This is a genomic window from Clostridium beijerinckii HUN142 (assembly GCF_000621745.1).
GTDB classification, from domain to species: domain Bacteria; phylum Bacillota; class Clostridia; order Clostridiales; family Clostridiaceae; genus Clostridium; species Clostridium beijerinckii_A.
Genome location: NZ_JHXK01000008.1, coordinates 175,951 through 200,343 on the forward strand (window position 1 = coordinate 175,951; position 24,393 = coordinate 200,343).

The following is a 24,393-nucleotide window of genomic DNA, read 5'->3' on the forward strand; positions in this document are numbered from 1 at the left end:
TTTCAATTTGAATGTTTAATTATATAGGAGAATCACACATTCATTTTAAAAGTTCTCTTCTTCTATATACCTTTATTTTTTAACCTCGAATGTTAATGCCTTCGAAAATCAAACATTCATATGCAAAAATAAAAAATATCACCTCACAAAATCACTTAATGACTTTGAATATTGATGATATTTTTCTTTATCTAATCCTATGTATAATTCTGTTTCCTGAGTAGTTCTATGGCCTAATAACTTTTGCACTGCTACAATATCCTTACCACTTTCAACATAGATCTTATAGGCGTAAGTTTTTCTCATGCTATGAGCTGAAATATCATATAAACCAAAATACTCTCCTGCTTCTTTTAAGATATTACTAACGGCTTGTACTCCAATTGGTTTATTAATACCTTTCCTAGATTGAAATATATACTCATAATCCTTTTTATCTCTAGTATATTCTTTAAGGAGCTTTGTGACTTTAGGTATTACTTCAACTGTTCTAGGCTTTCTGTTTTTTTCTCTAATATTTTTTGAATTCTTTTTCTTACCTTCAAAAATAGTAAACTCACTTCTCCTAAGAGCTTCCCTTATGTCTCTGGCTTTCAATTTTACTAAATCACCTGCTCTATATCCAGTAGTTATACCAACTACGAATAAAACATAATCACGTTCATTTTTATACTTTAAATAATCCTGAATATCAAGAACCCTTTCTGTATTTGTAATTGGCTTAGCAGGTCTTTTCCTTCCCATACTATTTCACCCACCTCACCTGATCCTTTCATCATTTTTAAAGCATTCTTCTATTTCTTTTTTATTATAGGGATAATAAAATAATTCTAATTCTTCACAATTACTTTTATGAACACAGCCTTTGCAATTTGTAGGTGATTTAGCACATAAAACTTTATTCCCCATAAATCTAATATTTAACTCAACCTTCTTTCTCATGATTCAACCTCCTTACCTATGAAAAATTGCATAATAAAAAAGCACCTAAAAATAAGTGCTTTAAAAATCTAAAATGTCATCTAAAAATTACAAGAGGTTATTCCTTTAACCACATACAGTATATAATATTTTTTTGGTACTGCATAGGTACTTTTCCTGATACCTTCGTGATACCTTTCTTGCTACCCTAACTGCTACCTTTATGGTACCTTTCCTGCTACCCCTACCGATACCCTCTTAAGCTAATTTCAACTTTTGAAACGCCCTATCTATGGAGTTTTTAATGCTTTTTCTTGATTTAAATAACTCTTGTGATGCTCGTGTTATACTTTTCTTTTCTACAAATACTTTTTGTATAACTACTACTTCATCTATATCCAATCTTTTTAATGCATTATCAATTCTCTTATTAGCAATTTCATTAAATCTTATTTTCTTTTCCAAAGTTTCTATTTCATTCATAACATAATCATTATTTTTGCATTTCATAGAGCTTTGAACTTTTTCCTCATAATTCATTGCTCCAAGTTGCTCGCCAATTTTTAATTCTTCAACTTTCAACTTCATATCATCGATTTCAATTTCTCTTAGTCTATATAATGCTAATTCCTTTTTTACTCTCTCGCTCATATTTTTCCACCTATCCTTTATAAAATATGTTATAATTTAGATAGATTGATTAGAGAATCTTCTTTCCATGATTCGTTCTCTAATTGAGATAGGTGTTCATTACGAACACCTTTTATTTTTTAATATTAGTGTTATAAATTAAATTACTTGAATACTTTTTTTCAAATAATAATATACTTGGTTGTTTATTATATTATTATTTATAAAATCCATTGTATTCCCCTTAATTGAAGCATATTTCGAATTTAATATTAATATTGCGAATTATTTATAACATAAAAAATACCGCAAATTCATATTGTGAATAATGCGGTATCCTAACTTATTTTACTTTTATTATAATAAAAGTAAAATATATATTATGTTATCCAATCTCTTTTCCATTTAACGACTTTATTCTTTCTACAATAGAATTAGCTGCTCGACCTGGTCTATCACCTTCAGCTCTAATATTAGTTATCAGAACTTTTCCTCTGATAGTAAACTCAAAATCCGCAGTTATAGTTCCTCGACAGGTTTCATCTTTATTACTGGTTTTTACACCTAAATCGTAAACCTCGGTTCTAATCCTACAACTGTATGGATAACGAATCGTACCAATCCCTTCTTCAACATAAACTACTTCAGATGCTTCTGGATATGTAAGATAATTTTTCTTCACACCTGATTTAAAGTCATTTAGACTACCTTCTGTACCTTCATCTGAAGGACCCATCTTTAACAAATCATTTAGAGTTTGTAACATTTTTTGAAAATCAAGAGTTACTGTTGGCATATATGATTCCTCCTTTATTATTTATTCTAGGTTAGTATTTGCTAAAGCTTTTCTGATTAAACACATGTTTTTTAGGTAATTACTGCCTATCTGTTAAAATAATCATAAAACACCACATTATTCAGTTTTCAAAGAACATTTTTATAATTTACTATGTCATATCTACAATTTGTGCATTATTTAATAACTTTTAAAATAGATTTATTTTTACTGTTTATATATTCTTCGCTGAACTCATTAATATAGTAATCAACATTTGCTTTTACTTTTAATAACCCTTTTTGCTTATCCCAACTTAAAGCATATATTTTATTTATTCTTACTTCTGTATCATTTCCACATACTGTCCAACTATCATCCCACATATTTAATGGCGGAATATCCATATACAAATTAAAAGGAAGTATTAAATCTTGTGTTCTTATGCATCCTCTTGAATCCATACTGAAGAATAAACATCCAGTTTCATTTCTATTTATATCCTTCCCATGGCATTCTCCACCATTTCTATAACTTCGCTTACAATACGCACATTCTAATCGGTTAGGTAAGTCCTTTGGTCTATTCATCCTTAAAATCCCTCCACCATACATACTACGATTTACTCTCTAAACTTCTTCCCCACTTTATCATCCTTCTGAATATATCCCATTTCCCTAAGTTCCTTATTCAAAGCTTCTTTAATATCTAATCCTTCCTCCTCCATTCTCTTTTGTACTCTTGGAACCACTATATCAACTATATCTTTAATAATTCCCATCCTTATAGCTCCTTTTTAGGAAGAGAGCTTTAATTAACTCTCTTCTTATTTATCTTTTGCAGAACCTTAACATTAACATTGTAATCCCTACTAATGCCCCTTCCAGTCCCGCAATGCATTAATGAATATTTCTGTCATATTTCCACATAATAATTTTAGTCATTCAATGTATTCTCTAGCACATAAGAAAGAAGGCTAATCGAATGAAAAAATTTATATATATTCTTTCTATATCCTTACTTTTATTATTTACTTTCAATGCAGTAACTGCCGTGGCTCAGCCAAAAATGTACTCACAAGGCTTTTATGACATGAAAGATTTGAATTTAGGTGAAGATGTTACTTACAAAGTCCAAAACCATCACCCCCATGTTGAGGGCTTATTAATAATTCTTGATCCTGATAGAAAAATACAACAACTTGTAAGAATACCAGCTAGCGCCGCTCAAATTCCTATTACGTCTCTTAAGAATGACTATAGATTTATAATATATAATGATATTCTTTTAACTTTTTCTTAAATTCTGAAAGGTGGCTTATCAAATGAAAAAAATATTCCTTATACTTTCTTCTCTTTTACTTTTATCCTTTAGCATGAATAATTTAACCGTTAAAGCTGATACACTAAATATACAATTACATGAAGGTATTTATAATATAAAGGCTTTAAATTTAATGGAAAATACCAAATACAATATTCAAAATACCTCTGCTGGAACTATTTTTATGATGAGAATAGATGGCGATCAGCAGGTAATGGAATCACACCGTTTATTAGAAAACTCAACAAAATATAATATTGGTCCCTTTAAATATGTTGATAAAATTGTAATATTAGGCCCTGGTACTGTAACAATAACAGAATAGATATTTTCAAATTGCATAAAATATAATGATCTCAATAGACTATTATTTATAATATTTTTTTTGCCCCATTAATTGGGGCTTTTTAATGTAAAAAATTATTTATCAAAATTTAGAATTATTTGAAGTTAGTCTTCATATAATTAAATGTAGTCTCTTCGCTATTACTTTATTGCTCCTTTACTTACGCTTTCATTCATAGTCATTTTTTTGCTTTTACCTTGTGATTTTTAAGCCCCTTTTTAGGGGCTTCCTTCATATTCCCACCAATTAATTAAATAGCATTTTTCATATTTATTTCTTTAAGCTTCTTTACTGCTTTATAATAAAAAGCTGTCTGCTTGCCATCCCATTTAACATTCAAGGTTTCACCGTTGTTGTAAATACTTACTACCTTGCCTATATGTCTTGTGCCTTTATACTCTATTTCTACCAGATCATTTTCCTCAAAATCTATAACATTATGAGCAAAGGTTGATGGTTTAATATAGCTTTCCTTCTCATCAATATCTGTTTCTGCGCTTAAGATATGCAAGTCTATTTTTTCTTTAGGAATCTCAATTCTATATAATTCATCTTCATGATATTTTGGTTTTTGTAAGTATTCTAAGATCCATCCTTTAGGATTTATAACAATTGTCTTATCCTGCTTTTGAATTATTATATTAGCATCACCTTTACGTTTAATGTATTCTGTAACGTGCATGTCCTTAAGTTTTTTAAGCTGCATATCATTTAACTTTCTATCTTGATTTACAAATAGAATTTCATCAGCTGGAAGCAGGTCTATATCTTTTTTTAACTCCAGTTCTTTTACTCCATCACTGTTAAAGTACAGTGTCTTTTCTTCAAGCTCCACAAGCAATGCTCCATATATTCTTTTAACCATTCTTGCTGCATTGGGTTTATATAGATTAATAATTTCTGCAAATTTATCTTTATGACTTTTGACTACTGGTGCATTCTCTTTTTTGGGCTCTTTAACTTCATTAAGCACTAAATCAAATATACTTATTTGACCATCTAAAACTTCATCCATTTTATTTTTAATCATCGTTATCCCACCCAAGGAGCTTCTTTTCTAAGTTGTCATAGTCATAGTTTCTTGGCTCGAAATTATTAAATCTGAGTGCCTGCACCTCTTTATTCTTAGATATCTTAACTGGATTTTCTTTATCTACATAATTACCTTCTAAGATCTTAATAAAATTATTTGGCTTTACTAACCAATCAAAGGTTACTGTCCAGTTCTTATTATTTTGACCTTTTAAGAAACTGCTGCATTTTATGTTTTCTATGGCTTGAAGCATTTTATCTTGTCCATATTCTTTAAGCCTTGCTTGAAGTAATTTATATCTGTTAGTGCCTTTATTTATGGATATGAGCTTTTGAAGTCCAAGTTCATTCCACTTATCTATTATGGGTTGCACTTTAGTGCTACTAACTATATCTTTAGATATAGTATTTATATTATTAATTGTATTATTAAGTATTGTATTATTATCTTCACAGTTTTCCGAATACCCTCTGTCGATATCTCGAGTACCTCTATCGATATTTCGAACACCGCAGTCGATATTCCGAGTACCCCCTATCGATATTTCGAGTAGCTTAATTATTCTAATTTCTATTGCTTTTGTACCAGCTTTGTATTTATAAGAAACACTTAAAAATCCTTTTTTCTCTAAGGATTTTATTATTTCACTACACCTGTTTTTAGATAAGCCAAAAAACTCAGCAAAATAGTCATTAGACGCAAAACATCCTTTTTCATTATCTAAGCTATCTATTTCAACTAAAAATAATTTTTCATTCATAGTTAAATGAGTATTCAGCCAAATTTCTTTTGGTATCCATATGCCTTTAAAATCTCTTTCCACAGTCTCGCCTCACTTTCATTATTTATAATTTCTATTAACTAAAAAACTCAGCTGCATCTACTTAAAGCAACACAGCACCTTTTAAATATTTCAATAAATTCTTCAGGTGTAGTCTTTTTATTAAAACTTTTCCTATTAAACCTTATGTCTTCTCTTGTCATAGCAAAAATAATATTAAAATCTTTTTTGCTGACTTTTGATTTTAAATCATTTAAGAATTCTAAAACCATTTACTTTTCCTCCATTTCAATTTATAATGGAGATACGGATCGCCATCCGTATCTCAAACACTTGTGAACCTTTAATTAAGGTTCTTTTTTTATTTATAAAGTTCATCTTCTTTCATGTTCTTATATTCATAAAAATCAATACATTTTTTTGTATTCACATCAGTAAATTCAACATATAAATCTCCACATTGATTAAAACAAACTTCCCCAGCAGTTACTGTATAGATATCATTAAGCAAATCATTTTCAACTGTAATAGTCCCATCTTTTATTTGCTTCCACATACGTCTTTTTCTTTCTGGAGCATACATTATTGTGTATTCACATTCTTCAGAATCACTTTTAATAACGTCATAGCCTATTTTCCATAAGATTTCTATTATATTCATCTTCTGAATTTCTCCTTTAATATGTTTAAAATAAGTTAATTTGCTTTTAATATCTTTAGAGCATTATTTAAAACCTGAAGTCTTAGCTCTGGAGGACACATTTTCATAACAGCAGCAACTTGTAACTCTGCCATAAGCTCATCAAAGCCTTTTTTATCTTCTAATCCTATAATGGTTACCTTTAATTCATCGCCTTTCATATCCATTCCCCCGTAAATATAAATCATTTCATAATATGTTTTCTTATCACAATGTGTTACCTCGCAAACTTTATAGTTATAATTGCACATACCATTTCATCAAGTGTTTTCATTATCATTTGCCAATCTTCTTTTTCATCTTCATCAACTTGACCATCACGTGAAATCTTAATCATTAACTTCTTAATGCTCTCTAGATCTTCAAGCTCATCTAAAAATGTTAATACTGCTTCAGCTAAATGTTTAACTTCTATCTTTGGAAAAAGTTCTTTCCCTATCAAAGTATTTTGATAATGCTGCAAAATTAAATATGGACGATTATATATCTTAGCCATTTCAATTACTATGTTCTCTGGTGGTGTTCTCTTCCCACCTTCATATGCTCTTAAACTATCAACAGATATATCTAGTAGTTCTGATGATTTTTCTTGAGTTAAGCTTGTACATTCTCTCGCTATTTGGTAAATATTTCTGTAGTATTGTTCCATTTCTTTCCTCCAATGTATAAATTAAAATATATGTATCCAAGTTTATTGGACTATTTTTCAAAAAAAATTTTTGGATCAATTTTATAAAAATTAGATAATACCTTCGCTTTTGAAATAGTGAGTTCTACACTTCCATTTTCAAGCATAGAATATCCACTTTTACTACTATATCCAAGAATTTCTGCAATTTCTTTTTGCGTTTTTCCACTTTCTAACCTAAGTTTTTTTAACAATTGATTCATTCTACACACCTCCTAAAATCCAATAATCTTGGACTACTATATTTTTATAATAATCCAAGGTTGCTGGATTGTCAATGCTTTTCAAAATAAAAAACCAATTTTCTTGGATATGACTTTTATTTATTTATGTAAATATGTACAATTATATTGAACTATTAATAAAGGAGATTATGAGATGGATACATTATCAGATAGATTAAAAGAATTAAGAAAATCTAATAATTTAACGCAAGCTGAATTAGGTAAAATACTTGGTGTAGGAAAAACCACAGTTTCTATGTATGAAACTGGCAATAGTACTCCTAGTGACGAAATTAAATTAAAAATTTCAGAATATTTCAATGTGTCGTTAGATTATCTCCTTGGAAAAACTGATGCAAAAAATTATACTGAAGATCCTAATATCACTATTGCACTTCATAGTGATACTGATTATGATGAACTTCCAAAAGAAGCTAAAGAAGAGATTAATAATTTTATTGAATATATAAAACAAAAATATAAAGATAAAAAATAAGGTGTTCTTTATGAACATCTATATTTTTAAATATAGATTGTTATATTTTATCAAAATATCAATATAAAAGGAGATTTTTATCATGCTAATTTTTATTATACTAGCTCTAATTATAACAATATTTGTTATTAAAAAATCTAAAACTAAATTGCAGAAAACACTAACTGAAACTGTATCTAACTTAAATAAAACAATAAGAGAGAAAGATGATATAATATCTGAACTTTCTAAATATCAAGATATTATCGACGTACAATCAAAATGTGATGAACTTCTATCTAATGCTCAAAATAAAGCGGAGTTAATAAAGAAAAGATATGAAACATTATTAACCTTTGCTCAAATAGAAGCTGAAAAGATTAAAGAAAAATCATTATCTGCAAAAAAGCAAATGGATGAACAAATAAAAATAAGAAAAGTAGAATATGATAACATTTTATCCACTGCGGTAGAACAAAGTAAACAAATAATTTCAGATGCAAATATAAAAGCAGAAGAAATTGCAGGGGATGCTTACAAAGCTTTAAATAACCATAAAGAGTTGGAACAAAAGGCCAAGGCAATGAAAAATGTTATAGAGGGTTATGGCAATAAATATATTATCCCAACTCATGGAATCCTTGATGAACTTGCAGATGATTTTGGTTATACCGAAGCTGGAATTGAACTAAAGAAATCACGACAAAAATCAAAATTTATGGTTGAAAACGGACTAACTGCAAAATGTGATTATGTTGAAAATAATAGAAAGACTACTGCTATTAATTTTGTTACTGATGCTTTTAATGGTAAAGTTGATACAATTTTATCAACAGTAAAAAGTACAAACTACGGTATTTTAAAACAAAAAATTACTGATTCATATATACTTGTTAACAATTTAGGTGAAGCTTTCAGAAACGCTGTAATTACTCCAGAATATTTACAAGCTAGACTTGATGAACTAAAATGGGCTGTTGCTGCCTTTGAATTGAAAGAAAAAGAAAAAGAAGAACAACGCCTTATCAAGGAACAAATTAGAGAAGAAGAAAGAGCTAGACGAGATTATGAAAAAGCTATAAAGGAAGCCGCTAAAGAAGAAGAGATGTTAAAGAAGCTTATGGAAAAAGCTCAGTTACAATTGCAAGAAGCTAACGATCAGCAAAAAGCAGAATATGAATCTAAACTTATAGACTTACAAAAGAAATTACAAGAAGCTGAAGAAAAGAATCAAAGAGCTTTATCTATGGCACAGCAAACAAAATCTGGACATGTATATATAATCTCAAATGTCGGTTCGTTTGGTGAAGATGTTTATAAAATTGGTATGACTAGACGTTTAGATCCATTAGATAGAGTAAAAGAACTAGGTGATGCAAGTGTACCTTTCACTTTTGATGTTCATAGCATGATTTTTAGCGATGATGCGCCAAAACTTGAAACTGAATTACATAAAATTTTTAACAAAAATCAAGTTAATAAAGTTAATCCTAAAAAAGAATTCTTTAAAGTTAATATTAATGATGTTAAATCACAAATAGAGAAAATGGGTATTCAATCAAAATGGACAATGCTAGCTGAGGCTAAAGAGTATAGAGAAAGTTTAGCTATTGAAAATGAAATGAAAAACTCTGAAGAATTTGCTAGTTAATAAAGGTGTTCATCACGAACACCTTTATTTTTAAATATATATTTGAATAATTATATAACTATTTTTGAATGGGGTGATTAATAATGAAAGATTTGCTTAATTTACTTGTGGAAGGCAATTATACTCTGTTCATTGTCTTAGCATCAATGATTATCTTTGTTTGGCTATTTAAAGATATAAAGAAATCTTTACTTGAAACAAAAAATCAGGATTTAGATTTTTTAGACCAGTCAATTAATTCCTATGCACAAGTTTTAAAAACAATATACTCCTATTTAAACAATTCTACTGATGAACATGATTTAATAAACAATATGTACTTGTCATATAAGTATTTTGATAAATCTATTATAGATAAAATAGATTATTTTACATCTCATAGTTTTATTATAACTCCAGAAAAGAAAAGTCAGTTGCTTACAGAGCTATCAAAGGAAATTAAAAATAAATTACAGTTATTAAAAACCAAACAATTGCATTCTATTATAGATAAGAATTATGCTTTTTCAACATTTGGAATATTTGATATGTTAAGTAGAAATCATTTTGATGTATATTGGAATGCCTTTTTATATTCTATATCGATTTTAACTGTTTCTCTTATTTTGCTAATTATTAGCCTAAAATTTATTACGTTAAATGCTCTAAATGTAATGATGCTTATTATATATGTACTTACATTTATTTTTTGGCTGTTTTCAATTTCAATTTCTATGGAATTATTACTTAGAAAGCATTACAAAAGGTCGCTACTATTTATTTTATTTGTTTTCTTACCAATTATATTGACTTATTTTATTATAGTTTGCCCATATTCTATAATGAAACTATTCCTTTTAATTATTTTTAGTACTTCTGTCGTTGCAAGCCTTTTTGTAAATGTAAGATACTCAAAAATGATAAATAATACAAACTAAAATTACTCTTTATCATGATGCTGATTATGATGCTCTTTCAAAAAAATATAAAGATAATAAATAAGGTGTTCATAAAGAACACCTTATTTTTAAGAATTAGTTAATAAATTCAGTACTTCAACCATCTCCCTATCTATATCCTCAGGCTTCATAGCATTAAATATACTTTTCATTGAACAGTTAATTTTGTAGTTTTCCTTAATCCAACGATTTGTAGACTTTAATAAATCTTTTCCTGAAACAATATGTAATTTTTCTTCTAAACTTGTCCATTGTTGATTTATGTAATCTCTAGCGCGAGAAGCAGCCGTCCCTGCTGAAATTTTTCTATCTTGTTCTTGAAATTTTGTTGTATAACAATCTATTACATATTGCTTAAAAGTGCCTACAAGGATTTCATATTTTTCTATAAAATTTGAGTACTTCTCGCCTGTATTTTCTATATTGCTCTTCTATTGGGGAATGTTTAGATCCTTTATTATCATTTTGGAATTTTCAAAACATCTAAAGTTCTTTAAATCAATTTCTCTAGCATATATCCTCCTTGATTATAGACACTATTATCGATTAACTTACAATTTATAATAAATATAGAACTTCTATTTTAATCTAATATATACAAATACATTTTAATTATATTATATTTTGTAAATTTTTAAGATAGAATTTAAATAATCACCTCGCCCTTGAACATATGTTCTTATTGCTCTATAATAATATCATTAATACTGATAATGGTGGTGATAAACTAATGAGAAAATTAAATGATATTTTTTGCGTTATTGAAAAAGAGAAAATATATTTTGAAGAAAGAAATCTTAATTCGTATTCATTTAATGGAATTTACTTTAAAGCTCCAGAGCTTCCTCCAGTTATAATAGTAGAAAAATCTATTGTTAATGATAGGTGTAAATATTTATCTATTCTCGCTGAAGAGTTAGGACATTACTTTACTAGTTTGGGTAATTTAACTATTGAATCTAAAAATTATTCTGAAAAACTTATGAAAAACAAACAAGAGCATAGAGCAAAATCTTGGGCTGCTAATTTTCTTGTAAGTGATGATGAATTCCTGCAAGCACTATGTAATTGCATATCTACTCCTTGTGAGATATGTGATTTTTTTAATATAACTAATGAAATGCTACAATATAAGATACATTCTATAGTTGTTGATGAAAATAGATATAATCATATAAGATCTGCATTAAAGAGAAAGGAAGTCCCATATAATAGTTGTGAAATATAGTATTTTTCCTACTACTTTTTAATAAATATATGTAGCTATATTCAATTAACTTAACCTATTTATAAAACTACAATCAATGTATAACACTTTGGAGGTATACTATGAAAGCAGCTATTTATTCTAGAAAATCAAAATTTACTGGTAAAGGTGAAAGTGTAGAGAACCAAATAGAGCTATGTAAATCTTATGCTAAAAATAACGGCTATGATGATATTTATATATATGAAGATGAAGGCTTTTCAGGTGGTAATATAAACAGACCTGAATTTAAATCTATGATGAAGGATGCTGCGGCAAAAAAGTTTAATGCAATTATTTGTTATAGACTTGATAGAATTAGCAGAAATGTTTCTGACTTCTCTACCCTAATTGATGAATTAAAAGTCCTCGGCATTGATTTTATTTCAATACGTGAACAGTTTGACACTTCTAGTCCTATGGGTACTGCCATGATGTTTATTAGCAGCGTGTTTGCCCAGTTGGAGCGTGAAACTATAGCTGAGCGTATCAAAGATAATATGTATGAACTTGCTAAAACTGGTCGTTGGCTTGGTGGCACTCCCCCTTTTGGTTTTTCTTCTGAACCTATATATTATTTAGATAATAATTCTAAGCAAAAAAAGATGATGAAATTATCTCCTATTAATGAAGAAATTTCTCTAGTGAAACTTTTATTTGAACAATATTTAACTCTTGGAAGCCTTGGAAAGCTTCAAAAATATCTTATTCAAAATGATATTAAAACCAAAAGAAATTCTGCTTGGGATATAAAAGCCTTGCAGCTATTACTTAGAAATCCTGTTTATGTTAAATCTTCTGAACTTGTTATAAGTTATCTTTCAATTAAAGGTGCAACTGTATTTGGCGATCCAAATGGTAATGGAATATTAAGTTATAACAAAAAAGATTCTAAGGATAAATATAAAGATATTAGTGAATGGATCCTCTCTGTTTCAAAACATGAAGGTGTCATTGATGATAATTTATGGATTAAAGTTCAAAGGCAATTAGATAAGAATAAAGATCTTGCACCTAGACTTGTTAATGGCAGCGAATATGGTGTATTTAATTCAGTACTTCATTGTGCTAAATGTGGTGGAAAAATGATTCAAAAGCAAGGTCATGTTTCTAGAAAGACTGGAGAAATTCTTCGTTATTATATATGTATAAATAAAATTAACCCAAGTGATAATACTTGTGATTCTAAAAACATAAGGCTTGATAAATTAGAAAAGAGTGTTATGAAAGAACTCTTTAAGGCTACTGATGATAAAGGCTCACTTATTAAAGCCATTGAGGAATATAAAAAATCTTTAGAATCTGAAGCTGTAGATAAAAGCAGTATTAAATCATATGAAAAGCAAATATCCCAAAAGGAGCTACAGGTAAAAAACTTAATTGATAAGCTTTCTTTAAATCCTAACATATATGATTTACTTTCTTCTAGAATTGAAGAATTGAATAAAGAGATTAAAGAATTGAAATTCAAAAAGTTTGAATTAGAAAATACTAATAGTAATTTAAAAACAGCTATTAAAGAAATCAATGCTTCTACTTCTATGCTTTTGAATTTTAAAAAGCTATGGGAAAATGCTGATTATTCTATGAGAAAGCTTCTTATAAATTCTTTTATTGATTATATTTCTTATAACTCAGATACTCAAGAAGTAGTTATAAAGCCATTTTGCACTAATAAAAAAAAAGGCGCTCTTTAATGTAGCGCCCAAATGCGCCTGCAGTTGCAGCAAAATCTATATTAGTTACCATATTGACATCTGTTTTTGGATTAATATTATTGTGTTTCATAGCATATTCAAAAGCCATTTCAGGGACACCACCTGGTCTTCCTCCTATAATATTTTTTCCTTTAATATTTTGCCACTTAAAATTATCTTCCTTAGTTCGTCCAACTAAAAAGGAACCATCTTTTTGAGTAAGCTGTCCGAAAAGTACCGGGTAGTCTTCTCTTCCTTGATTATTAATGTAAATAGTTTGTTCTGGTCCACAGAAACCGATGTCTGCTGATTTACTTAAAACTGCTTGCATAGTTTTGTCGGCACCTTGACCTGTTTGTAAATCAATTTCGATTCCATTCTCAGCAAAATAACCTTCCTTCATCGCAACATACATAGGGGCGTAAAAAACTGAACGTGTAACTTCATTTAAACGTACAGTTACTTTGCCTTCCTTAGTTTTACTATTACTACTACAGCCAAACATAGATATGGCAGTTACACTCGAAATCAATAAAGCAGTTAATACTTTTAATTTTTTCTTCATGAACAAAGCATCTCCTAATACTGTTTTATGATGTATCATATGATATTTAACAGAATATTGTTCTAATATCTGTTTGCAGCACAGGAATAATTGGTCTGTTAAAATTTTATTATTTAGTTATCTCTTCATTATTTAGTTGTGTTCATCTTTTAAATTCTAATTAAATAATAAAAAGCCGTTACAAAACAAAAAGATTAATACAATACATTGATTTCATAATTATACGATCAATATATTGTATCAAAAATTTATTTTGTGACAGCTTTAATAATAATATATTAGTTTTCACATATAGTTTACTGCTACAATTATCTTTGTATAAGAGGTCTAATCATTCTACAATTGTGAAAAAATATTTTTACAATTCTATACTATTTTAAATCACTACTAAAATTCTATAGTATATATCTTAGCCGAATCTAAGTGTTAGTTCTTCCCCATTTCTATTAAGGTTTCTTCTATTTCTTAATTCCCGTGCAGGAGTTCCCACCACTACAGTATTTCTCCTTACATCTCTATTCACTAGTGAACATGCTCCTATTATACCTTGCTTTTCAATTGTTACTCCTCCTAATATAGTTACACTTGAATATATCTTAGCATAATCCTCTATTACTACTGGTTCATAAGTTCTTATAGAATGATCATGTTCCGCATGGGAGTGGGTAAATATTATAGCTCTTTCACCTATTCCAACAGAGTTACCAATTACTACCCCACCTTTTGAATCAATATACGTTCCTCTGTTTATAAATACATTATCACCTATTTCTATATTATCAGGAACATTAAAACGTACATTTTCCTCTGCTACAAAGTTCTTTCCACAGGACTTAAACAACCTTTTTGCTAATATTTGTCTATAATAAATAGCAAAATTAGCTACTAGAGACATTGGAGACTTATCTAATACATCCCATAAGAAATGAAAATATCTCTTTTCATCCGAAAAGCCCAATTCTCTATTTTTAGGTAAATAATCACCATATAATTTAATCTCATCCAATATCTCAAAAGGAAAAGGGCATTTTATAGAATTCAATATTTCTATTACTACTTCTTTATTTATTCCTTTATCCAACCTAGATTCTATCTTTCCTAATAATTCCTCTATTTTATCCATACCTCATATGATTACTAAAACTATAAAAGTAATCTTTTCCCTCCTCTTTTTTTATAATTCTAAAAATATCTCATTATTATATATAAATTAATAATTAGAATCAGATTGAAACTAATTATATCCATGGCTAATTAGTTTCAATCTGATTCTAATTTTTATTACTTAAATTGTTACATCATCATTATGCAATATATTACTTTTTATATAATTATTGCACCTTTTGTATACAGATTCAACATAATAAACTAAATTTATTTTAAAATCCATAAAAACTTTTATACTTCTTAATTTATTACTTACCCAATATACATAAATATTCCTTGTAATATATTAAGCTTTATTATTATCAAATATATATTACTGTAATAATATTTTTAATATTTAAGCTTTTAGCATTAATTCAAAAATGTTACATAATTCATGCTATCTTTTTAATTTATTTGTTCTTTTTCAAATAATATGATAATATATCTTTATTATTTTTATTAAAAATTAATTATACATAATTCTTTTGCTAGTATTGTTATTTTGTATATCATGAAAGGGGAATTTAATATGAAACTATGGTCCATTATAGCAATAGGAGTATATTTACTTATTTTGCTTACAATAGGATACTACTCTTACAAAAAAACATCTAATCTTTCAGATTATATGATAGGAGGAAGAGGCCTCGGCCCTCTTGTTACCGCGCTATCTGCAGGTGCAAGTGATATGAGTGGTTGGATGCTCATGGGACTTCCTGGTGCAGTATATCTAACCGGTATCTCTAACATTTGGATAGGAATTGGCTTGACCGTAGGTGCTTACTTTAACTACCTTCTGCTGGCTCCAAGATTTAGAGTCTACACAGAGATCGCAAATGACTCTATGACAATTCCAGACTATTTAGAAAATCGTTTTAAAGATAAATCCAACATACTTAGGCTTGTATCTGGTATAGTAATACTTGTTTTCTTTATTCTTTATGTTTCATCAGGACTTGTGGCTGGAGGAAAATTATTTGTTGATACATATAAATTAACTTATACAATGGGCGTGGTTGTTACTCTATCTGTTGTTGTTCTTTATACGTACTACGGTGGATTCTTAGCAGTTAGTCTTACTGACTTCTTCCAAGGAACTTTAATGTTTATATGTTTGATTACAGTTCCAATTGTAGCATATATGAATATAGGTGTAGACGCAGGTACATTTATAAATAAAGTAAAAGCCATCGATCCTAAATTGTTTGATATATTTAGAGGGACTAGCATAGCTAGTATTATTAGCCTTCTGGCTTGGGGATTAGGTTATTTTGGACAGCCACACATCATTGTTCGTTTTATGGCCATAAAATCTGCTAAAGAGTTGAAATCAGCAAGAAGGATTGGTATTGGCTGGATGGCAATAGGTCTTTTAGGTGCTGTTGTAAGTGGTATTATAGGTCTTGTGTATTTTACTGAGCATAACAGTCCATTAAGTGATCCGGAAACAGTATTCCTTCGTCTTGGCGATATATTATTTCACCCATTTATTACAGGAATTATATTATCTGCAGTACTAGCTGCTATTATGAGTACTATCTCATCTCAGCTTTTAGTTTGTTCAAGTTCTATTACAAAAGATTTTTATCTAGCTTTCTTTAATAAAGAAGCTTCTGAAAAGCAACAAATGGTAATAGGTAAATTAGCTGTATTAGTCATAGCAGCCTTTGCTACAGTACTTGCATACCTTCCAAATAAAACAATTTTAGATATTGTTGGTCAAGCATGGGCTGGTTTTGGCTCGTCTTTTGGTCCAGTTCTTTTATTAAGTCTGTACTGGAAAAGAATGACTAAATGGGGTGCTTTATCAGGAATGATTGTTGGCGGTTTAACAGTTATTTTATGGATTGTTTTAGGTTTATCTAGTTTTCTATATGAAATGATTCCTGGTTTCTCATTATCGCTTCTATCTGTAATTATAGTTAGTCTTTTAACTAAAAAGCCAGATAGTGAGGTTAGTAACCAGTTTAATAAAATGGAAAATATATTAACAGATATGAAATAGTATCTTTATATTTTTAAAGGTATAAGATTCTATTAAGACTATACCTTTAACTTATAAATAAAAAAATAATAGTAAGACTAATATTCATAGTCTTACTATTATTTTTTATCTTTATTTACTTATCTTAAATCGTGATACTAACTCATTTAATCTATGAGCCAATTTTGCTAATTGATTAGCTGAATCACCTATTTCGTCCATAGTAACAGCCTGTTCTTCAGCTGATGCTGATACCTCTTCTGTTGCTGATGCTGTGTGTTCTGATACAATTGATGTTTCTTGCATTTCTACTACTGTATCTTTAGCTGTTTTAATCATAGATTCTGTAGAATTATATACATCACGAACTACATCAAAAATATTTCTTATAGCTTTTTCTATATTATCAAAATGAGTTTCAGCTTTTAATGCTGTTTCCATGCCAACAGTAATTTCCTTAGAACCTTCATCCATACTATTACTAATTGTCTCAATTTGATTCTGTATTCCGCTTATTAAAGAGGAAATCTGACTAGCGGCAGTAGCAGACTGTTCCGCAAGAGTTCTTACTTCATCTGCAACGACGGCAAATCCTTTTCCTTGTTCTCCTGCTCTTGCTGCTTCTATTGCTGCATTCAAAGCAAGCAAATTGGTCTGGCTTGCAATGTTAGTTATAACTTCAACAATCTTACCAATTTCATTTGATTTCTCAAGTAACATTTTACTTTCTTCCAAATTGGTTTTATTATTTTCAACAATTAACTTCATACTTTCAACAGCTTTATCCACAGCTTCAAACGCAACTGCGCTTATGTTATGTGACTCTTCAGCTGTTTCAAGCATATCATTACACTTATTAACAACAGCTCTACTTACTTCTTCCATTTCAATTGTTTTCTCGCTGGCTAAAGTTACTTGTCTTGACTGTTCAGTTGTATTTTCTGCTATTACTTGTATTGCTTTGGCAACCTCTCCAGTAACCTTAATGCTATCATCACACGAGTTTGCAAGGTTAGTAGAAACTTCATTTACCTTTGACGATTCACTAGTTATATCCATAATTATGCCTCTTAATGCCTCTATTGTATGGTTAAATGCTCTAGCAAGATTTCCAAACTCATCTTTAGATTTCACTTCTATTGAACCACTTAAGTCTCCAGTAGATATGACTTCTGCAAATTCATTAAGTTGTACTAAAGGTCTAATTAACTTAGTTGATGCAGTAAATATAGCTACTGATAAAATTACAGTAATGGCTATAGCTATTCCAATCATAATTAGTATCAAGTGATTAGATGAAGCAAAAAGTTCATCCTCATAAACAATATTTATAACTGTCCAACCAGAAATTGGCGACTTTGCATAGAATGCAATTTTTTTCTCCGATCCACTTCCAAATTTAAAAACTCCCGGTTTATCGCCTTGAATTGCTTCATTAAGTTTAGTAAGCTCCGAATCGTTAACTGTATTTATTTTCTCTTTCATAGCCCAATCTTTATTTGGATGAACTATAAAAGTTCCATCACTTCCTAATAATATTCCATAACCTTTTTGTCCATATTTCAAGTTTTTCACTTGATCTTCCACTGCTTCAATAGCTAAACTAGAAGCTGCTCCTATTCTTACTTTTCCTTGATCATCTTTTTGCCATGCAAACATCATTACAACATTCTTATTATATGCTTCCGAATATGTAGGCTTAAATATGGTATCATAAGGTACCCCATTTGTCTTTGAATATCTTTCTGAAGCTTCTGTTGCGACACCTTTAGCCCAATTAGCAGTATTAAATTGACCATTGCTAACATTATAATATCTTGCTTGAAGCTTACTTAAGCTATCCTTATTACTCCATTCACTAGGTTCTATATTATTTAATATATGTACTGCTGCATATTCATCTGGATAAGTATTCTTGATGAAATTAAATCTTGATAAATTCAGTCCATCTACTAAAGCTAAAGATCCATTTGTACTATTTAAATCTAAATTCGGATTTTTATCCAAAAATTCTTTAAGTACAGGACTTTGAACTGTTTCCTGAACTTCTCCAAGCCTACCCTTTAACCAAGTATTTATATGATTTGTTGATTCTGTTGTTCTCGTTAACATAGAGTTGACTAATTCTGTTTCTATTATATTTCTAAAATTTATATATGCAAATCCAGTTAATGATAACAGACCAATTACAACGAGTGGCAAAATTATTGCCATAAACTTTGTTTTAAAAGACATTTTCATAATTAAGTATTCCCCCCTTAAAATATACAGATCTTTTAATCTTGAAACTCACTATTATTTAACCATATATGTTTTAGTTCTTCATCACTTCTATTTAATGTTTTTCTTTCTCTAATTGGCTTTGCAGGTACTCCCGCAACCATTGTATTTTCTTTTACATTTTCACTAACTAAAGAACAGGCTGCTACTATGCTTTGTTTTCCAACTGTTATACCCGGTAATATAGTTGAATTAGAATATATTTTGGCATAATCTTTAATTGTGACCTTTGCATATGTCCTTGATTCATGATCATGTTCCTCGTGGGAATGAGTAAATATTGTTACTCCCTCAGTTAATGTAACCGAATTTCCTAACACAACTCCACCTTTTGAATCTAAAAACGTTCCTCTATTTAGAAACACGTTATCTCCTATTTCAATATTATCCGGCACATTGAAACGTACATTTTCTTCTGCTATAAAATTCTTCCCACAAGATTTAAATAACTTTTTCGCTAGCATCTGTCTATACAGAATAGCAAAATTAGATATAAGGCACATAGGTGACTTATCTAGCACATCCCATAAAAAATGAAGGTATCTTTTTTCTTCAGAAAACCCCAATTCATTATTTTTAGGTAGATAGTCGCCATATAATTTCATTTCATCTAATATTTCATATGGAAAATAGCATTTTAGAGAATTTAAAATTTCTATTACGCCTTCTTTATTTATACCTTTATTTACTATAACTTCTACTTCATTTAATAATTCGTCTATTTTACTCATATCGTTTCAGATTATTAAAACCGCTAAAAATAATCTTCTTCCCTCCTTTATAGTCAAAATTTTAATGCGATTTTACAAACAACACTATGTTGTACTGGTTGTCCAACTTATTTTAGCTTTGCTATTAATTATCATGATTATATTTTATTAATTCTTTCACTCCCTCCGCAGCTTTTAATATTATTTATAATTCAAACTTCGAATATTTAGCAGCAAATACTTTGCACACGAAAAAAATAATAAAAATAGCCTTCTTATTGTAAGTTTTAGAACATAAAAAAGGTGTCTACATAATTGTGGACACCAAAATTAAAATATAAAATTTATTATTATAAATACATTTTGGCAACCTGACAATCATAGAAAATTAAATTTTTCCTTAGACTCATAGCTTTGCGACCCTATTTTTCAATAAGTGTGCCTATTGATATTATATTTTTTTCATTTTTATTCTATTATTACATCTTTTACAACATTTTTCAACTTATATACACCAAATTTAGGTTATTATATTGTAAAAATGGATATTATTTTATCATTTAATTCAATATACTTCCACTTATTCAATAATATATATTCATTAATTAAAATATATTAAAGATATTTTTCTTATTACTATATTGATAAATTAATTTGAAAATCCATAAACTTTGTAATTCCATATATATATTAATTCATGAAAATATATCTCCTAAAATCATTTTTTTATAGAGTTTACTTTTTAAGTTCTGTGTCAAACTCTCTTCTTGTCCAAGTTCTAAAATCAGCTGGATTCTTTTCATCAATTAGAAATACTCTCGCACCACGAGGAATATTGTCATCTCCATATCCTCCGTAGCCAGTATATCCAGCATACCCAAGCTTAACCCCATCTAAAACAGCACAATAATTATTGAAATGATCATGCCCTACAAATATGCCTTTCACATCACCTATTTTAACTATTTTATTAAATAAGCATAAATTTATCTTGGCGCAACTCTCATCTTCAAGCCTTTCACCATTTACTAATCCAGTCTCCCATGCCTTTTTAAACTTCTTTAAGGGTATGTGAAAAAACATAAGTGCCGGTATTGATCTCTTGTATTTTTTCTTCAAGTTTATTGATGTCTTTTTATACCACCATATTTGAGTAAGTTTTATCCAATCATACCCTCCAATAATACTAGGAGCATATTTCCCTGAATCAATCATATATATATTAAATTTGGGAGTTTTATCTTTTGAACTTTCTATAAGAATATTGTAATTGCCTATCCTATCAAAAGTCTTGTAACCAACTTGACTCATATTATGTTCAAAGCTCATATATAAATTCATCATCTCTTCTTTCGTCATCATATTATGTTCATCATCATGATTACCAAAAACTATACACCAAGGCACATTTCTATTTTCCATTGGCTCCGCTATATGGTTTATAGCTTTCTTTACATCTTCTACTGTCTGGCATTTACCATCAATGATATCTCCTGATAATATGACCATATTAGGATTTTCATAATCCAAGATCTTATTCATAAGATTTATAGACTTGTCTCTGCTTGGTCCTTCGTGTATGTCAGTAAATTGGACGATTTTAAACTTCCCATTAGTATCAAACCTAAGGTTATTTTTCATATATACTCACCTTTCTTAAAATATAATATTATATGAAACCTAGGTTGTATCTGACACTAACTATTTACTAATCAAACCTTATTTTGTATTGTAAAAGGACTATTGAATTTTGCAACAGTCCTCTACACCTTATGAAACATTAAATATAATAATGATTTTATATTTTTATAGCTTAAATTCTTCTATCTTTTCTTTTAATTCCTCCGCCATATCTTTTAAATTATTAAAATTATTAACAAAGTTATCTGTTGAAGCTGTTACTTCTTGCGCTGTTGCTGAAACTTCCTCTGTTCCAGACGCTGTTTCTTCTAATATTGCTGATAAGTTTTCCACTTTTTCAACAACATCATCCTTCATATTATTTATAGAACTTACACCTTCAGCTATTTTACTTACCTTTTCTGTTAAACTTTCTATAGATGTTACTATTTCTGTAAATATAACTTCTGATTCCTTGACTGCATGCTCTTGATCATCTACTGTTCCACTTGTTTCTAATACTCTGCCAACTGCTAATTCTGATTTACTTCTTATTTCTTTTATTATTTCATCTATTTGTTTTGCCGAAACTGATGTCTCTTCTGCAAGCTTTCTTATTTCATCAGCAACTACTGCAAATCCCTTTCCTGATTCCCCTGCTCTAGCTGCTTCTATTGCTGCATTTAAAGCTAAAAGATTTGTTTGTTCTGTAATTGCACTTATTGCTTTATTCATTGTACCTATTTTCATGATGCTTTCTGAAACTTCACTTACAACATCTTTTACTGATTCAGTACTTTTTTTAGTTTCATATGATTTATGTATAACAGTCTTTACAATCTTTATCCCATCTTTACCTAAATCATTTGCTTTTATTGCCATGTCATTTACACTTTCCGTCGCTTCTTCTATCTTATTCATAGCTTGAGATAGTAAATCCATGCTGTGTGATATCATTTCCAAATTGCTAGAAGACTCCATAGTTCCACTTGATATTTGATTTATTGTCTCACTTACCTGATTCATAGATATTGCTACTTCTTTGCTCATATTAGCTGAATTTATAGCATTTTTATTTACATTTATTGCTGAATTATCAACGCTCTTAATTAGTTTTGCAATATTATTTTTCATCTTATTAAAACTATTTTCTAGAATGATAAATTCACGAATATGATTATTTATAATAATTTCTTTGTTAAATTCCCCATTAGCGGTTCTTTCCATTCCATCTTTTAAGGCATTTACTCCTTTACTTATTCTTCTAGCAATGGCCACAGTTATCAGTAGTGTGATTATAGCTATTGCAAAAATAATTATAATTGATGCTATAGTAGAATCATTTTCCGATTTCCTTAATTCACTAGATGGAATATTTAGTATTAACTTCCATCCAGTAAGTTCTGAGGTCTCAAAGTACCCCTCATATGTATTATTATTATAATTAAATTTAATTTTTCCCTTATCACTAGTTGATATCTCATTCCAACAATTGTATTCAGTTGGCTCTGTTCCAGCAATCTTAGCTTTGTCATTGTCTGAAATAACTACACCATCTTTATCAGTAATAATAAACTCTCCAGTTTGTCCATATTTTATACCTGATAACTGATCCGCTAAAGCACTTAGCTCTACATCTATAGCTATAACACCTATCGGTACATTATCTTTAATTACAGCCCTATATATTGTTATTGCACTTTTTCCCGTTATCTTATCTTGGTAAGGGCTATGAATAATATACTTACTGGGATTTTCTATAGTCTCTTTAAACCACGGTTTTTCTGTAGCATTATAATCATCAGGCAATTTAGTGTCAAGTATTTGAAATACTTTTCCAGTATTATCTGAATAGTATATGTTTAAAATACTTTCATCAGTCTTTTTAATTAATTTCATATCTCCATTTAATTTATTATATGGGGATTCTTTAATATTAAGATCATTACCCTCAATTAATGTTTTTAATATATCCTCATAATATGTAATCTTATTATTTATTATTTCCTGCCCTACATTTGATAGTACGGTTCTATTTTCATCAAAACTCTTTTCATTACTCCTCCTTGATGTCGTTGTAGAAATAATACCTAGAATAACTACTGGTATTATTGCTAACATAGCAATTGTAATAAGCAAATATAATCTTATGCTCACCGCTTTAATTTGATTTTGTGCTTTATGCATATTTTCCTCCACCTCATAATTTCATAATTAATTCCAGTTCATATTATATCGCAAAATATGCCAAAATATCTCATTTAACATTATTTTTTATGAAATCTTGCTTACAAATATCATTTTCATTTTAATTTGTTATACTTATTAGCAACATTTTAACAAACTAACTTATTAATTATCATACTTCCACTTAAATCCTTAAATTTATATTTATTTTTACTAGATCAAATTAGCAGGTTAACATGTAACCGAGACTTTTTCCTACATGTGCATTTTTAAGTGTATGTAGAAAAAATTGGTCAGACGGATATATTTTCTTTTCTCTTTTTAAATATAACCTTCTGAATTATCCCTTTTCATAATTTATTTCCACAAATGTTATCACATTTCTGAATTTAATTTGAATATAAATTCCTAGAGAATAAAAAAACAAAATCCAAGTTATATCATTAACTTAGATTTTGCTTTCACTCAAC

At 28.9% G+C, this 24,393-nt stretch carries 26 protein-coding genes, 1 pseudogene and 1 riboswitch; of the genes and pseudogenes, 8 read left to right on the forward strand and 19 right to left on the reverse strand.

The window, feature by feature from the left end:
- Positions 1–138 precede the first annotated feature (138 nt).
- From T483_RS0102445 to T483_RS31460, 6 genes are all read right to left on the reverse strand, one after another.
- Entirely contained in the window at positions 139–744 is a 606-nt protein-coding gene (locus T483_RS0102445; RefSeq protein WP_026885397.1) for a tyrosine-type recombinase/integrase, read from the reverse strand.
- Between the two features lie 15 nt (positions 745–759).
- Positions 760–942: a hypothetical protein gene (locus T483_RS0102450; RefSeq protein ID WP_026885398.1), complete on the reverse strand. Its 183-nt coding sequence runs from the start codon at positions 940–942 to the stop codon at positions 760–762.
- A gap of 237 nt (positions 943–1,179) precedes the next feature.
- Positions 1,180–1,572, reverse strand: coding sequence for a hypothetical protein (locus T483_RS0102455; RefSeq protein ID WP_026885399.1), 393 nt, complete (start codon positions 1,570–1,572; stop codon positions 1,180–1,182).
- A gap of 364 nt (positions 1,573–1,936) precedes the next feature.
- Positions 1,937–2,347 carry a hypothetical protein gene (locus T483_RS0102460; protein ID WP_026885400.1) on the reverse strand — a complete coding sequence of 137 codons (411 nt, stop codon included), beginning with the start codon at positions 2,345–2,347 and terminating at the stop codon, positions 1,937–1,939.
- Positions 2,348–2,523: 176 nt separating this feature from the next.
- Positions 2,524–2,916: a hypothetical protein gene (locus T483_RS0102465; RefSeq protein WP_026885401.1), complete on the reverse strand. Its 393-nt coding sequence runs from the start codon at positions 2,914–2,916 to the stop codon at positions 2,524–2,526.
- Between the two features lie 32 nt (positions 2,917–2,948).
- Positions 2,949–3,107: a hypothetical protein gene (locus tag T483_RS31460; RefSeq protein ID WP_196244836.1), complete on the reverse strand. Its 159-nt coding sequence runs from the start codon at positions 3,105–3,107 to the stop codon at positions 2,949–2,951.
- Positions 3,108–3,310: 203 nt separating this feature from the next.
- Here T483_RS31460 and T483_RS0102475 point away from each other — a divergent pair, with 203 nt between their 5' ends.
- On the forward strand, positions 3,311–3,628 hold the full coding sequence (locus T483_RS0102475; RefSeq protein ID WP_026885402.1) for a hypothetical protein: 318 nt from the start codon (positions 3,311–3,313) through the stop codon (positions 3,626–3,628).
- Positions 3,629–3,650: 22 nt separating this feature from the next.
- A complete protein-coding gene (locus T483_RS0102480; RefSeq protein ID WP_026885403.1) occupies positions 3,651–3,974 on the forward strand; it encodes a hypothetical protein in 324 nt (107 codons plus the stop codon).
- A gap of 271 nt (positions 3,975–4,245) precedes the next feature.
- On the opposite strand, the gene T483_RS0102485 is transcribed toward T483_RS0102480, so the two are convergent.
- The 7 genes from T483_RS0102485 to T483_RS28655 all read right to left on the reverse strand — a co-directional run bounded on the left by T483_RS0102485 (position 4,246) and on the right by T483_RS28655 (position 7,400).
- Positions 4,246–5,025: a hypothetical protein gene (locus tag T483_RS0102485; RefSeq protein ID WP_026885404.1), complete on the reverse strand. Its 780-nt coding sequence runs from the start codon at positions 5,023–5,025 to the stop codon at positions 4,246–4,248.
- Positions 5,018–5,851, reverse strand: a complete 834-nt coding sequence (locus T483_RS0102490; protein ID WP_026885405.1) for a helix-turn-helix domain-containing protein — start codon at positions 5,849–5,851, stop codon at positions 5,018–5,020. Before T483_RS0102490 ends, T483_RS0102485 begins: the two co-directional genes overlap by 8 nt.
- A gap of 47 nt (positions 5,852–5,898) precedes the next feature.
- Positions 5,899–6,081 (reverse strand): hypothetical protein, encoded by a 183-nt coding sequence (locus tag T483_RS0102495; RefSeq protein WP_026885406.1) that lies wholly within the window; start codon positions 6,079–6,081, stop codon positions 5,899–5,901.
- 89 nt (positions 6,082–6,170) lie between these two features.
- On the reverse strand, positions 6,171–6,470 hold the full coding sequence (locus tag T483_RS28650; RefSeq protein ID WP_026885407.1) for a hypothetical protein: 300 nt from the start codon (positions 6,468–6,470) through the stop codon (positions 6,171–6,173).
- Positions 6,471–6,505: 35 nt separating this feature from the next.
- On the reverse strand, positions 6,506–6,670 hold the full coding sequence (locus tag T483_RS31855; RefSeq protein ID WP_173709452.1) for a hypothetical protein: 165 nt from the start codon (positions 6,668–6,670) through the stop codon (positions 6,506–6,508).
- A gap of 56 nt (positions 6,671–6,726) precedes the next feature.
- Positions 6,727–7,158 (reverse strand): helix-turn-helix transcriptional regulator, encoded by a 432-nt coding sequence (locus T483_RS0102510; protein WP_026885408.1) that lies wholly within the window; start codon positions 7,156–7,158, stop codon positions 6,727–6,729.
- Positions 7,159–7,208: 50 nt separating this feature from the next.
- Positions 7,209–7,400 carry a helix-turn-helix domain-containing protein gene (locus T483_RS28655; RefSeq protein ID WP_035789946.1) on the reverse strand — a complete coding sequence of 64 codons (192 nt, stop codon included), beginning with the start codon at positions 7,398–7,400 and terminating at the stop codon, positions 7,209–7,211.
- 175 nt (positions 7,401–7,575) lie between these two features.
- Here T483_RS28655 and T483_RS0102520 point away from each other — a divergent pair, with 175 nt between their 5' ends.
- From T483_RS0102520 to T483_RS0102540, 5 genes are all read left to right on the forward strand, one after another.
- A complete protein-coding gene (locus T483_RS0102520) occupies positions 7,576–7,917 on the forward strand; it encodes a helix-turn-helix domain-containing protein (RefSeq protein ID WP_026885409.1) in 342 nt (113 codons plus the stop codon).
- A gap of 82 nt (positions 7,918–7,999) precedes the next feature.
- Entirely contained in the window at positions 8,000–9,547 is a 1,548-nt protein-coding gene (locus T483_RS0102525; protein ID WP_026885410.1) for a DUF4041 domain-containing protein, read from the forward strand.
- Positions 9,548–9,630: 83 nt separating this feature from the next.
- Positions 9,631–10,464, forward strand: a complete 834-nt coding sequence (locus T483_RS0102530) for a hypothetical protein (protein WP_026885411.1) — start codon at positions 9,631–9,633, stop codon at positions 10,462–10,464.
- Between the two features lie 751 nt (positions 10,465–11,215).
- Entirely contained in the window at positions 11,216–11,713 is a 498-nt protein-coding gene (locus tag T483_RS0102535) for an ImmA/IrrE family metallo-endopeptidase (protein ID WP_026885412.1), read from the forward strand.
- Between the two features lie 101 nt (positions 11,714–11,814).
- A complete protein-coding gene (locus T483_RS0102540; protein ID WP_026885413.1) occupies positions 11,815–13,428 on the forward strand; it encodes a recombinase family protein in 1,614 nt (537 codons plus the stop codon).
- Positions 13,429–13,438: 10 nt separating this feature from the next.
- On the opposite strand, the pseudogene T483_RS28660 reads toward T483_RS0102540, so the two are convergent.
- Together T483_RS28660 and T483_RS0102550 are read right to left on the reverse strand one after the other, a co-directional pair.
- A pseudogene (locus T483_RS28660) lies at positions 13,439–13,993 on the reverse strand (ABC transporter substrate-binding protein); the annotation flags it as partial.
- Between the two features lie 409 nt (positions 13,994–14,402).
- A complete protein-coding gene (locus tag T483_RS0102550; protein ID WP_026885414.1) occupies positions 14,403–15,116 on the reverse strand; it encodes an acyltransferase in 714 nt (237 codons plus the stop codon).
- 555 nt (positions 15,117–15,671) lie between these two features.
- Between T483_RS0102550 and putP the strand changes: the two genes are divergently transcribed.
- A complete protein-coding gene (gene putP / locus T483_RS0102555; protein WP_026885415.1) occupies positions 15,672–17,147 on the forward strand; it encodes a sodium/proline symporter PutP in 1,476 nt (491 codons plus the stop codon).
- Positions 17,148–17,258: 111 nt separating this feature from the next.
- Here the strand turns inward: putP and T483_RS0102560 are convergent, their stop codons facing one another.
- From T483_RS0102560 to T483_RS0102575, 4 genes are all read right to left on the reverse strand, one after another.
- Positions 17,259–19,367, reverse strand: a complete 2,109-nt coding sequence (locus T483_RS0102560; RefSeq protein ID WP_026885416.1) for a methyl-accepting chemotaxis protein — start codon at positions 19,365–19,367, stop codon at positions 17,259–17,261.
- A gap of 35 nt (positions 19,368–19,402) precedes the next feature.
- The gene (locus tag T483_RS0102565) at positions 19,403–20,137 is read right to left on the reverse strand and encodes an acyltransferase (RefSeq protein WP_026885417.1); all 735 of its coding nucleotides are present in this window, start codon (positions 20,135–20,137) and stop codon (positions 19,403–19,405) included.
- A 341-nt stretch (positions 20,138–20,478) separates the two neighbouring features.
- A riboswitch (cyclic di-GMP riboswitch) is annotated at positions 20,479–20,569 on the reverse strand.
- 282 nt (positions 20,570–20,851) lie between these two features.
- The gene (locus T483_RS0102570) at positions 20,852–21,757 is read right to left on the reverse strand and encodes a metallophosphoesterase family protein (RefSeq protein ID WP_026885418.1); all 906 of its coding nucleotides are present in this window, start codon (positions 21,755–21,757) and stop codon (positions 20,852–20,854) included.
- Positions 21,758–21,922: 165 nt separating this feature from the next.
- Positions 21,923–23,923 (reverse strand): methyl-accepting chemotaxis protein, encoded by a 2,001-nt coding sequence (locus tag T483_RS0102575; protein WP_026885419.1) that lies wholly within the window; start codon positions 23,921–23,923, stop codon positions 21,923–21,925.
- Positions 23,924–24,393 lie beyond the last annotated feature (470 nt).

Coding starts and splice junctions, on each gene's coding strand:
- T483_RS0102445 (WP_026885397.1), bottom strand. CDS start 744: ATGGGAAGGAAAAGACCTGCTAAGCCAATTACAAATACAGAAAGGGTT.
- T483_RS0102450 (WP_026885398.1), bottom strand. CDS start 942: ATGAGAAAGAAGGTTGAGTTAAATATTAGATTTATGGGGAATAAAGTT.
- T483_RS0102455 (WP_026885399.1), bottom strand. CDS start 1,572: ATGAGCGAGAGAGTAAAAAAGGAATTAGCATTATATAGACTAAGAGAA.
- T483_RS0102460 (WP_026885400.1), bottom strand. CDS start 2,347: ATGCCAACAGTAACTCTTGATTTTCAAAAAATGTTACAAACTCTAAAT.
- T483_RS0102465 (WP_026885401.1), bottom strand. CDS start 2,916: ATGAATAGACCAAAGGACTTACCTAACCGATTAGAATGTGCGTATTGT.
- T483_RS31460 (WP_196244836.1), bottom strand. CDS start 3,107: ATGGGAATTATTAAAGATATAGTTGATATAGTGGTTCCAAGAGTACAA.
- T483_RS0102475 (WP_026885402.1), top strand. CDS start 3,311: ATGAAAAAATTTATATATATTCTTTCTATATCCTTACTTTTATTATTT.
- T483_RS0102480 (WP_026885403.1), top strand. CDS start 3,651: ATGAAAAAAATATTCCTTATACTTTCTTCTCTTTTACTTTTATCCTTT.
- T483_RS0102485 (WP_026885404.1), bottom strand. CDS start 5,025: ATGATTAAAAATAAAATGGATGAAGTTTTAGATGGTCAAATAAGTATA.
- T483_RS0102495 (WP_026885406.1), bottom strand. CDS start 6,081: ATGGTTTTAGAATTCTTAAATGATTTAAAATCAAAAGTCAGCAAAAAA.
- T483_RS28650 (WP_026885407.1), bottom strand. CDS start 6,470: ATGAATATAATAGAAATCTTATGGAAAATAGGCTATGACGTTATTAAA.
- T483_RS31855 (WP_173709452.1), bottom strand. CDS start 6,670: ATGAAAGGCGATGAATTAAAGGTAACCATTATAGGATTAGAAGATAAA.
- T483_RS0102510 (WP_026885408.1), bottom strand. CDS start 7,158: ATGGAACAATACTACAGAAATATTTACCAAATAGCGAGAGAATGTACA.
- T483_RS28655 (WP_035789946.1), bottom strand. CDS start 7,400: ATGAATCAATTGTTAAAAAAACTTAGGTTAGAAAGTGGAAAAACGCAA.
- T483_RS0102520 (WP_026885409.1), top strand. CDS start 7,576: ATGGATACATTATCAGATAGATTAAAAGAATTAAGAAAATCTAATAAT.
- T483_RS0102525 (WP_026885410.1), top strand. CDS start 8,000: ATGCTAATTTTTATTATACTAGCTCTAATTATAACAATATTTGTTATT.
- T483_RS0102530 (WP_026885411.1), top strand. CDS start 9,631: ATGAAAGATTTGCTTAATTTACTTGTGGAAGGCAATTATACTCTGTTC.
- T483_RS0102535 (WP_026885412.1), top strand. CDS start 11,216: ATGAGAAAATTAAATGATATTTTTTGCGTTATTGAAAAAGAGAAAATA.
- T483_RS0102540 (WP_026885413.1), top strand. CDS start 11,815: ATGAAAGCAGCTATTTATTCTAGAAAATCAAAATTTACTGGTAAAGGT.
- T483_RS0102550 (WP_026885414.1), bottom strand. CDS start 15,116: ATGGATAAAATAGAGGAATTATTAGGAAAGATAGAATCTAGGTTGGAT.
- putP (WP_026885415.1), top strand. CDS start 15,672: ATGAAACTATGGTCCATTATAGCAATAGGAGTATATTTACTTATTTTG.
- T483_RS0102560 (WP_026885416.1), bottom strand. CDS start 19,367: ATGAAAATGTCTTTTAAAACAAAGTTTATGGCAATAATTTTGCCACTC.
- T483_RS0102565 (WP_026885417.1), bottom strand. CDS start 20,137: ATGAGTAAAATAGACGAATTATTAAATGAAGTAGAAGTTATAGTAAAT.
- T483_RS0102570 (WP_026885418.1), bottom strand. CDS start 21,757: ATGAAAAATAACCTTAGGTTTGATACTAATGGGAAGTTTAAAATCGTC.
- T483_RS0102575 (WP_026885419.1), bottom strand. CDS start 23,923: ATGCATAAAGCACAAAATCAAATTAAAGCGGTGAGCATAAGATTATAT.